This is a genomic window from Okeania sp., from assembly GCF_983059655.1.
The window spans coordinates 1-10,614 of sequence record NZ_CEZPJD010000223.1 but is presented as its reverse complement, the minus strand read 5'-3'; the positions used below and the strand labels follow the sequence as shown (position 1 = coordinate 10,614).

General features: G+C 34.4%; 9 protein-coding genes. 5 read left to right on the top strand and 4 right to left on the bottom strand.

Features of this window, described 5'->3' with window-relative positions:
• The 4 genes from AC3DU7_RS14310 to pdxA form a co-directional block, all read right to left on the bottom strand.
• Positions 1-1,818 (bottom strand): ComEA family DNA-binding protein, encoded by a 1,818-nt coding sequence (locus AC3DU7_RS14310; RefSeq protein ID WP_488040005.1) that lies wholly within the window; start codon positions 1,816-1,818, stop codon positions 1-3.
• 3 nt (positions 1,819-1,821) lie between these two features.
• Positions 1,822-2,397 carry a hypothetical protein gene (locus AC3DU7_RS14305; protein ID WP_488040004.1) on the bottom strand — a complete coding sequence of 192 codons (576 nt, stop codon included), beginning with the start codon at positions 2,395-2,397 and terminating at the stop codon, positions 1,822-1,824.
• A gap of 859 nt (positions 2,398-3,256) precedes the next feature.
• Positions 3,257-4,018, bottom strand: a complete 762-nt coding sequence (locus AC3DU7_RS14300) for a hypothetical protein (protein ID WP_488040003.1) — start codon at positions 4,016-4,018, stop codon at positions 3,257-3,259.
• Between the two features lie 434 nt (positions 4,019-4,452).
• On the bottom strand, positions 4,453-5,523 hold the full coding sequence (pdxA, locus tag AC3DU7_RS14295) for a 4-hydroxythreonine-4-phosphate dehydrogenase PdxA (protein ID WP_488040002.1): 1,071 nt from the start codon (positions 5,521-5,523) through the stop codon (positions 4,453-4,455).
• Between the two features lie 594 nt (positions 5,524-6,117).
• Between pdxA and petM the strand changes: the two genes are divergently transcribed.
• The 5 genes from petM to AC3DU7_RS14270 all read left to right on the top strand — a co-directional run bounded on the left by petM (position 6,118) and on the right by AC3DU7_RS14270 (position 10,229).
• Complete coding sequence (gene petM, locus AC3DU7_RS14290) at positions 6,118-6,219, top strand: cytochrome b6-f complex subunit PetM (protein ID WP_063823346.1); 102 nt, start codon at positions 6,118-6,120, stop codon at positions 6,217-6,219.
• A gap of 254 nt (positions 6,220-6,473) precedes the next feature.
• Positions 6,474-7,451: an SDR family oxidoreductase gene (locus AC3DU7_RS14285; RefSeq protein WP_488040001.1), complete on the top strand. Its 978-nt coding sequence runs from the start codon at positions 6,474-6,476 to the stop codon at positions 7,449-7,451.
• Positions 7,452-7,484: 33 nt separating this feature from the next.
• Positions 7,485-8,402: an NAD(+) kinase gene (locus AC3DU7_RS14280; RefSeq protein ID WP_488040000.1), complete on the top strand. Its 918-nt coding sequence runs from the start codon at positions 7,485-7,487 to the stop codon at positions 8,400-8,402.
• Positions 8,403-8,482: 80 nt separating this feature from the next.
• Complete coding sequence (gene nblR, locus AC3DU7_RS14275; RefSeq protein ID WP_488039999.1) at positions 8,483-9,178, top strand: response regulator transcription factor NblR; 696 nt, start codon at positions 8,483-8,485, stop codon at positions 9,176-9,178.
• Between the two features lie 529 nt (positions 9,179-9,707).
• Complete coding sequence (locus AC3DU7_RS14270; protein WP_488039998.1) at positions 9,708-10,229, top strand: DUF192 domain-containing protein; 522 nt, start codon at positions 9,708-9,710, stop codon at positions 10,227-10,229.
• Positions 10,230-10,614: the final 385 nt, after the last annotated feature.

The window sequence follows — 10,614 nt, the reverse complement described above, 5'->3', positions numbered from 1 at the left end:
TCAATCAGAAAAACTAATTTCTTCATTATCGAGTTTTATTTGAAGTTTAGCTTTTACATTATCGCTAAACTTAAGATTGGATACCAGGTGATTTAAGTCTTTATAAGGATTACTGTTTCTATTATTTATAAGCTTTTGAATAGTTTTTTTCTTGACACCTGTTCCTTTAAAAGCAATTATTAATTCTGCTTCATTCGCTGTATTGATATTAACAGCAGTTGAGCTTGTTGAATCTGGTGATGAAGTTAATTTTGTTTCAATAATTTTATCTACAGTTGAACTTTTTGAACTTGGTAATGAAGTTGATATTTTATCAATAACTTTATCTGCTTGAATAAATTCAATATTTTGTAACTCTAGCTTTCTTTTGAGACGTTCTGAACAAGAAGGAGCAATCATAAAAGCTAAATCTGGAGGAGAATTTTCTGATGCTGAAGAATATGGATTAAACTCTAAATCATCTAACCAGAAATTAAAATTATCTAAATGTTCAACAATCAATTTATAATTTTTAGCTTCACCAAAAGCTCTAGCTATTACTCTACCATTATCAAGTAGTTCTACATAACAATCTAAGGCGTGCTTTTGCCCTGTTTTTTTACCTTGAATTACTTTTGTAGTTTCAACTGCTGATAATGTATATGCTTTTTGCTTTAAATGTTTCCCCCACCTTTTTTGACATTCTGCTTTGACTAATTCACGAGCATCACCTTCAAATTTCTGCTCTTCTGCTTCTGAAAAATACCTTTCATGTATTTCTAGAACTTTTCCTGAATAATACTGACAAAATTCTCGAAAATTCTGAGCTGGTTTCAAAGGTATATTCTGAATTTCTTGCCAAGCACTATTAAAATTTTTATATCCTTTGTATGCTCCTTTAATCCTGTCATCTATTTCTTGTTTAATCATCATAAATTCTTTATTAGAACCTGAGCTAAGATTAATTACTGACTTTTCGACCAAACTTTTTAATACAGGGTCTCCTTCAATTAAAGAACTAACATTATCTGATGTACCTACCAAATAAATTAGTAGAGGAATACTTCTGCCAAATTTCTGAGCAGCTTGCTTAAGTAATGCTCTAAAAATTACTCTAGTTTCTTCTATTTCTTGTTGGAATTTTTCTAATCCATCTAATTGATCTATTAGATAGACAAAAGTAAACCTAGAGTCTAGTTTTTTTACTTGAGATATAACATCAAAAAATAGACGTGCAAAATTTAGCGATCTTGTGGCAAAAAAGTCACTAAATTTTTCACAAAAAAGGTTTTGTTTAAGGTCTGGTGTCATTAGTTGAGGTAGCGATTGTTGTTCATCTAAATATTCCTTGAGAATATCTTTTGCGACTGTTTTTACCTCTGGTAATAATTTTTTATTATGTATTAATTGCCAAAAAGTATCTCCTAAAATATAACAGTAAAATTTAATGCTGAAACTATGGCTACCACCAAATAGAAGCAAATCATCAAGTGGAAACTGAATCACTACAGAATGTTTTTCATAATTTGACTGAGTTGTTGTTAATTCATGCAAATAAGTTAATAGGGAAGTTTTGCCACTGCCAAGAAGTGCTGCCACAAATCTGAATGTAAAACATCTATCATCAAAAGTATATTTAATATCGTCTAAAAGCAGTTCCGTTATGTTTGATATTAAAGATTTGCGAGATAAACTTTGAGCTGTAGTAAAACCTTCACCTTCTTTCCCTGGTAATCTTACATCACGTTCAACCCAAATATTTTCTACATAACCTTCTCCTGGTTGAATTTGCTGTAAAAACTTTCTAATATATCTTTTTTTTCCTGCATCTTCCGGCATAATTTACTCCATCCATTGAATTAATTCTTTATTGTTTTCTTGTACTGCAAATACTAAACCATCAGATTTCAACTGCTCGAAATATTTTTCTAGTAGCAATTCAGAAATATGATGTTTTTGCCTAAACTTTTGGCAAATTTCTTGACTGCGAATAGCCACAACACCTTCCAATTCTTGACGCTTCCTTTCTTCAAGGTAAAGCTTTTTAAACTTATCTACAAATGTCTCAAAATCCATATCCTCATTTTGATAATTTATCTGATTATATTTTGCAGCTAATTTTAAACAAGCCATCAGAGCATTTAAAATTTTAGGTCCTTTGTTAGACCTAAATTTATATTCAGTTGTTTGAAGATTAAAAACTAGAGCTTTCATTCCCATTTCAGTAACTTTAATTCTCCCTCGTTTAGGAGATTCCAGAAACTTCAGCTCACATAAACTCTCACAAACCTGTTTTGCATTGGGGCGACGTTTTTTAGATAAATGATTCCTGACTGTACTTCTAGTAACAGTTCCTTCTGTTGAGTAGGCAAACGTATAAAGCAGATAAAGCAATTGTTCAGTAGAAAGCTCTGTCATTATTTCCTCTTATAAAATTTATGGCGTTGGTGAATGAGTGTATGATATTTGAGGATTCAAGAGTCAGGAGAAAAGAAAGAGTAGTAGAGGGAACAGGAAGCTAACTGATAACTGAAATGACAACTTAAAATAGAGTATCTCCACAGAATTTAAACTACTAATATACCTAAATTTTTAATTGGAGTAGAAGCTGGTCATTACTTATTTATTAATTTTCGGATAAATTAAATTCTTATTCAAGTCTGACACAATTTATTTCACTCAAAATAACCCTAGTTAAAAGTAATCCCTATAGCTATTTTTTGAGGGTCATTTACTCAGATGAAAAACTACTATTTTTATTGATTCAATAATTTACTTAGTGCTTGCTGATTAATTCTCACGCGTATTGACTGATATTGGTTTGAGCAATTTTAAGTCTGGAAAAAGTGCGAGGTTTTAGGTGGTAATGGTTCAAAAATTCAGGATTTTGGTCAAGAGTTGGGCAGAACAATCTTGGGATAATTTTTACTACTACCTCCTCCAAATTCCCATTCCTCCTGACTCCTGTCTCCTACCCCTACTAAAATACTTTTGAGCGCAAACCCTATTTATACTATGTAAATCATCTCAATTACTTTTTTCGTTCATCAAATTCCTAGTAAAAAATTAAGAATAAATACTTGCTTGATTGATTCAATAATTTACTTATTCCGTAAAGCTTCGGACTACTTTTAACATTAATAATCTCCTCAAAAACAACCTTTTATGTTTTTCAGCATTAAATTACCTGAAAAGATAAAAAATTAACTCTTAATTTATACTATTAAACCCTGATATTGATAGATTATGTAATCTACTAATGACCAAAAACAAATTATTATTCCATCTCTGAATCTGAATGAAATACAGTTAATTCTTGACTAAAAGATTCTCCAATTAGTTTGCAAATCTCTCTTAAATCTTCATCTTTAAACGACTTAATCAATTTTTCTGCTGCCTTTTGAGGATTTTTAGGAACTACTACCCATAGTTCCTCATTCAATTTACCTTCTGGCTGTTGATCTAACCAATTTTTAACTGCATTTTTTCCTGATTCAGTAATTTGGTAAAAACCTCTCCCACTACTTTTTGATTGTTCTAACCATCCTAAATGTTCCCATCTTTTTCTCCATAATTGAGCAGTGCTATGAGCATAATCTAAAATCTGTCCGATTTTAGGTGCATTTAAAGCTTGATTATCTGGACAAGCTTCCACAAGTTTAGAGAATTTATGAAAATAGTTTGATGGATTTCCTAGATCTTTTAATGGGTCTTCTGGGAGGTCAACTGTTTTTGTTTCAGTTGATTCTAATCCACTAATTAATTCTTCAATTTCTTGAGCTTCACAACCTAATCCATAAGGTGGTTGAGCACGACATAATTCTTCATAGCTATTAAATTGTTTTCCTTGCTCATCAAGTAATTGTTGATAAGCTGCTGGCTGTTTCATCAATTCACGCCATGCTTTTAATTGTTCCCCATTAACAACTACATCTTTTTTCAGAACAGATTGTAGTTTTAACTTAATAGCAAGTGCCCATTGGGGTGTACCAGGAGTTGTGCTAATTCCTCCTGCTTTTCCTAAAGTTTCATAATCCATTTTTCCCTGGATAGCAAAGGATATAGTTTTCAAAGTTGTCTAAAATAAGTTTTGTTTTTTTACCATTTTATTGTTTGTTAACTCATGTCTTATTGAGACTCTCATCACTAAATCAAATATGATAACCGGAGTCCTCTTTCAAGATTTTTTGATAAGCTTATTTTGGGGTTAAGAATAAAAAATTCTTCCCCCAAATATCAAGTATCATTTAATTACCCAAGGGTAAACATTTTTTCTCTGATAAATTTCTCCCTCTTCCCTGTTTCCTAAAATTTTTATTGTGGACATTTATGAAAGATACATGATATGAGAGCTAACTAAAATGATATTAGTAAGTATATTTGCTTGACCATCAAATTTGTCAGCTTTTTTATACTTCCTATTTGTATATTTTAGATTGTAGATTCACTTAGTCAACTATCATAGAGACAATTCTATTCAGAACTTCTTTGTAATATCAATTCTTGAGCTAACTTTATTGCTGCTTTCATACTCGTTGCATCAGCAATACCCTGACCAGCAATATCAAAAGCTGTACCATGATCGGGAGAAGTACGAACAAATGGTAAACCAATGGTAGTATTCACTGCTAAATCAAAAGCCATTAGCTTGACTGGAATTAAACCCTGGTCATGATACAGTGCCAAATAAGCATCATAAGTTTGAGCTGGTAAACCAAGCCAAGCTTGACCTGGTTTTACCCACATAGTATCCGGTGGCACTGGCCCGTCTAACTTTATTTCTGGTCGGCGATCGCGTTGTTTGTCCAACCAAGGGATTAGCCAATCTTGCTCTTCTGTTCCTAATTGTCCATTTTCTCCACTATGAGGATTTAAACCAGCAACAGCAATTTTTGGCTGAGAAATCCCAAAATCCTTTTGTAAACTTTCTATAAGCAATTCTAATTTCCAACTTAACAATTCTGGTGTTAAAGCTTTTGGGACTTGACATAATGGTATATGTGTGGTGGCTAAAAGGGATCGGAGTACAAAATCACTGTGGGGCGATCGGGCAAAAAATAGCATCCCAAACTTTTTTACTCCTGCTTTTTCTGCTAAAAGTTCAGTTTGACCAGGGTATTTATGACCAGCCATCTGCCAGCAAGTTTTGGAAATAGGAGCAGTGACAATACCTTGAAATTTTCCGGCTAAAGTCTGAGCAATAGCTGTTTCCATGAAACAAAAGCTAGCTTCCCCACTCATAGCATTACCTTTGCCAAGAAAGATATTTTCTAATTTTCCATTAAACTCTACATCTAAAATTTTTAAGTTTTCCCATTTAATAAGTAATTCTGACGATTGAGTTTTTTTCGAGAGTTGCGATAGTTTTTGATAGGTTTGTTGCAAAATGCGATGACTGCCTATGACTGTCAAGTCACAATTTTCTGTAACAGTAGGGTCTGCTAAAGCCTTAAGAATTATTTCTGGTCCAATACCCCCAGGGTCTCCAATTGTCAATGCTAGACGAGGATTTGTATTTTCTATTTCTGTTGTTGATATTTTCATATTTATTCTGCTGAAGAATACTTACCGAATAATTAATAATTAATAATTAATAATTAGGGTTTGCGCTCAAAAGTTTTTTAGTAGTGGTAGGAGACAACCCACCCCCGCCCCTCCCAGCTATCCCTTATAAGGAACTCCTGAAAACCTTGTTTGGAGTAGGGGAGTAGGGAGCAGGGGAGAAGGGAGAAAGAATCATAGTAGATAGGAAAAACTACTTAAGTTATCAAAAAAAATCTACTTTTTAATACACTTTTTCTCTGGCAAAATCTTTGAAAGGCTAGCTCATAACTTGTCTATTTTGTCAATTTTTATGTTAAGAAAGATGTTTATAAAGCATAGCCCTCCCAGGAGGGGAAGACAGGAGGAACGGGGAATTTAGAAGAGGTAGGAGTAAGAATTGTCCCAAAATTGTTCTACCCAACATTCCGCACTTCAATTTGTAGTATCAAAATTAGCATGAAAAACAGTCTACTCCCTCAAGTCCTGAAGATATGTAGCTCATAACTTTGGAAACTACTGTATGACTTTAGTCCGGGAAGAAGTCAAAATGTCTTAAAATATATCTCACAAATTACATAGGAGTATTTTAAGAATATGAGTGGTGAGATTTTCAATGCAGCTATTTTGTCTTTTTCTGTGATTCTGATTGGTTTAGCAGGAGGCTTCCTATTACTTAAGTTACAAGGAGGCGAATAATCAAATTTCCCAATCTTTAAAGTAGTATGAGCGCTTAACTGACTGAATTTTTGCTATAGGAGCATTTCCTCATTAATTTTTTCTAGTGGGGGATGCCTATAGTGGTATTTACTTTTTATGAATCTTATGGTAAGTAAAACAGATTAATAAATATAAACTAAAATATACTTAACTCAAGATATTAAGTTTTGTAAAAAAATGAGAGAAGTTTGATAGAGTGATAAAGAATCTTTAATATAATTAATAAACTGTTTATGAAACTATTAATCGTAGGGGCTACTGGTACTCTTGGTAGACAAATTGTGCGTTGTGCCCTAAACGAAGGATATGAAGTACGCTGCTTAATCAGAAGCTACAGTAAAGCATCTTTTTTGAAAGAGTGGGGGGCTGAACTAATAGGAGGAAATCTCTGCAAGCCTAAAACTTTACTACCAGCTTTGGAAGGAGTTGATGCAGTTATTGATGCTGCAACTTCGAGACCAACAGACTCTCTTAGTATTAAACAGGTAGACTGGGAAGGAAAAGTAGCCCTAATTCAAGCTCTAGTGGCTAAAGGTGTAGAACGTTTCATATTTTTCTCCTTTTTAAATGCAGAGAAATACCCCCAAGTCCCTCTCCTAGAAATTAAGCGATGTACAGAACTTTTTATTGCTGAATCTGGCTTAAAATACACGATATTAAAGCCGTGTGGTTTTTTACAGGGATTAATTGGCCAGTATGCAGTGCCAATTTTAGATAAGCAAGCAGTTTGGGTTCCCGGTCAAGGAACGGCAATTGCATATATGGATACTCAAGATATTGCTAAGTTTGCTGTCCGTGCTCTTTCAGTGCCCGAAACAGAAAATCAAAGCTTTCCTATAGTAGGTCCTCGTGCCTGGGATGCCAGTGAAATTATTCGGATGTGTGAAAGACTTTCTGGAGAAAAAGCAAAAGTAACTCGTACCAATATTAACTTATTGCGTATATTTCGTCAGCTTACTAGGTCATTTCAATGGGGTTGGAATGTTGCTGATAGACTAGCTTTTGCAGAAGTATTAGCTAACAGTCAGCCTTTAACAGCTTCAATGGATGATGTTTATCCTTTATTTGGCATTAATCCTGAAGAAATAACCACACTAGAATCTTATCTGCAAGAATACTATAGTCGGATTATGAAAAAGTTGAAAGAAATAGAGTACGAGCAAGCAAAATTAGGAAAATCAACTTCCAAGAATAAACCTTTCTTTTTCTAAAGTTTCTAATCACCCTGAACTAGATTTTTTCGAGTGTCAAAAATAGGAATCATTTATAACGATGCCAAGCCAATAGCTTGTCGCATAACTAATGAGTTAAAAGACAAGCTCACTGCTTATGGCTATGATATTCAGATCAACAGTGGATCGGGAGGAATCTTAGGTTACCCCAGCCTAGAACGTCCTTTATGTCATACTTCTATAGACCAATTAGTTCCCTCTAGCTTTACCAAAGACATGACATTTGGTGTTGTATTAGGAGGGGACGGTACAGTCTTATCTGCATTTCGTCAAGTAGCACCTTGCCATATTCCACTATTGACCGTCAATACAGGTCACATGGGTTTCTTAACTGAGACTTTTGTCAATCAGTTATATCCAGCTATCGAACAGGTTTTAGCCGGAAACTATGAAGTAGAAGAACGGACAATGCTAGAAGTACGTCTGTTCCGAGATAATGATTTATTATGGGAAGCCCTTTGTTTAAATGAAATGGTTTTACATCGGGAACCTATGACTTGTATGTGCCATTTTGAAATCCAAATTGGTCGGCACGCTCCTATAGATATTGCGGCAGATGGTATTATTATTTCTACCCCTACTGGTTCTACTGCTTATTCTTTGTCGGCAGGTGGCCCTGTCGTGACTCCGGGAGTTCCCGTTTTGGAACTGTCACCTATTTGTCCTCATTCTCTAGCCTCCCGTGCTTTGGTTTTTGCTGATACTGAGCTAGTAACTGTTTTTCCTGCTAGTACAGATCGTATGATGATGATAGTGGATGGTAATGGTGGATGTTATGTCTTGCCAGAGGATCGAGTACGAGTGAAACGATCGCATTATAAAGCACGTTTTATTCGGCTAAAGCCACCGGAGTTTTTCCATGTTCTACGCGAGAAATTGGGATGGGGACTGCCACACATTGCCAAGCCAACTTCTGTGGAATTGCCTTAAATTTGCTTGGTAGTTATTTTTCACAATTCTCACTACGAGGTTAACTCCAATATTCCAGGATTATATGGGAGGATCTTAGTATGACTACCTTAACTATAGATCGAGACCGTTCTGTTTTACTAATAGAGACTGATGAAATTCTTGCCCAATATGTGAGTTTGGATCTAGAAGAGTCAGGCTATAATCCAATTGTAGCTACTAACTCTACCGTGGGTCTTCATCGGGCAATAGAGCTTAAACCTGCTTTGATTGTAATTGACCGAATGCTGGCAGGTGAATCTGGACTATCATTGTGTAGCCATCTGAGAGAAATGGGTAATAATATGCCTATATTATTGTTGATGGCTCGCGACCAAGTTGACGACCGAGTTGCTTGTCTCGAGTCTGGAGCTGATGACTATTTTCTTAAACCTTATCGCAGTGATGAATTCTTAAAATTAGTCCGTTTTTATTTACAACCCACTACAGCAGAAAAGGACCAATTGAGATTTGGGAGTTTAATTTTAGAGTTGGCAAATCGGCGGGTCTTGTGTCATGGTCGTAGTATTGAGTTAACTATGAAGGAATTTGAGTTATTAAAGTTTTTAATGGAGCATCCTCGCGAAGTATTGAGTCGCGAACAGATTTTGGAAAATGTTTGGGGTTATGATTTTTTGGGTGAGTCTAATGTAATTGAGGTATATATTAGATATCTACGTCTGAAAATTGAACGAGAAGGTGAGAAAAGATTAATTCAAACAGTCCGTGGTATTGGGTATGTTTTGAGGGAAACTTAGTCTTGGAATAATTTGTCGAGTTCAAATTTATTTGAATTAAAATTACACTAAATTGTTTCTTAATACTAAAACTCAAACTAGAGGTGATTTATAGATACCAAATGGGTTATATTAGGCATCTCAAGAAAATAGGGAAGGCAATAGTGGGAAAAAATTGATAATCTCTGTGCAATCATTGACCTTATTCTTTATTATTTAGGGTTTGCTGATTAAATATCAAAGTCTTTACTGATATTGGTTTTAGCCTTTTTAGATCAGAAATACCTGATTTTCGCCTCAGAAAGCTCAAAAGTGAGTATTCTGGCATATAGTTGGGCAGAGTTGGCAAGGGATAATTTTTCTGACTACCTCCTCTACAACTCCCTCCAACTCTTGATTCTTAGCTACTCCCTACTCCCTACTCCCTACTCCCTGCCGAGCGCAAAAAGACTTTTTCAGCAAACCCTATTTAGAGATTTATAGTGAAGTATCAAAAAAATTAGGCGTTGCTTAATGAAATATACATAGAATATCTGAGAAATAATTAATTATGGGTCGTAAAATTGGTTTACTTAAGTCTGGAATAATCTTATTTCTGTTGCTTTTCTGTTTGCTACAAATAATATTTATTCAAATTTTGAATATTCCAGTACAAGCTCAAAATATATTAGATTCTCAGATATCTTCACAAGGCCAAATTTTACCAATTACGGCAAAAGCTCATATATCTAATCAGATAATTAATTTAGAGGTAGCGAAAACTCCTCAAGAGAAAGCAATAGGTTTAATGTATAGGACTAAACTTGCTGATGACCGAGGAATGTTATTCTCTTTTGATCCACCTCAGAAAGTTAAGTTTTGGATGAAAAATTGCAAAATATCTCTTGATATTATATTCATAAACTCTGGCATCGTTCAGGCGATCGCTGAAAATGTCCCTCCCTGTTTAGCCGATCCTTGTCCTACTTATGGACCTGATGTATTAGTTGATCGAGTAATTGAACTTCGGGGAAGACGTGCAAAGGAATTAGGTTTGAAGGTAGGAGACCCAATAGTGATTAAAAAAATTTAGGTATTTGACAGAACTGACATTGAACAAGGTTGTAGGTTTTAGGTTTTAGGCTGAATTGATAAAGCTCACATTCCACTCAAGAAAATATAGCAAACATTTGTCAAGTTGATATTGTTTCTAATTTTCTTAATAAACAAGAGTATAATAAAAGTTATACATAAATATAGTAATATATAGTCAAGTAATGTCAAATATCTTCGTTGATTTATACAAAAGAGCTACTAAATATTTGACAAAATTTAATAACTCCAAGGCCAAAGGTTTAATAGTATAATAAAATTGGCACTTGAGTTTCAGACTAAATAATCAGAACAATTCCTAAATGCTCCCATCCTAATATAATTTTAACCCCTTGATTTATGAGATTAGTTGAGAGACATATCCC

Bases quoted from the DNA above. Each gene is read 5' to 3' on its own strand.
- AC3DU7_RS14310 (WP_488040005.1), bottom strand. From the start codon at position 1,818: ATGCCGGAAGATGCAGGAAAAAAAAGATATATTAGAAAGTTTTTACAG.
- AC3DU7_RS14305 (WP_488040004.1), bottom strand. From the start codon at position 2,397: ATGACAGAGCTTTCTACTGAACAATTGCTTTATCTGCTTTATACGTTT.
- AC3DU7_RS14300 (WP_488040003.1), bottom strand. From the start codon at position 4,018: ATGGATTATGAAACTTTAGGAAAAGCAGGAGGAATTAGCACAACTCCT.
- pdxA (WP_488040002.1), bottom strand. From the start codon at position 5,523: ATGAAAATATCAACAACAGAAATAGAAAATACAAATCCTCGTCTAGCA.
- petM (WP_063823346.1), top strand. From the start codon at position 6,118: ATGAGTGGTGAGATTTTCAATGCAGCTATTTTGTCTTTTTCTGTGATT.
- AC3DU7_RS14285 (WP_488040001.1), top strand. From the start codon at position 6,474: ATGAAACTATTAATCGTAGGGGCTACTGGTACTCTTGGTAGACAAATT.
- nblR (WP_488039999.1), top strand. From the start codon at position 8,483: ATGACTACCTTAACTATAGATCGAGACCGTTCTGTTTTACTAATAGAG.
- AC3DU7_RS14270 (WP_488039998.1), top strand. From the start codon at position 9,708: ATGGGTCGTAAAATTGGTTTACTTAAGTCTGGAATAATCTTATTTCTG.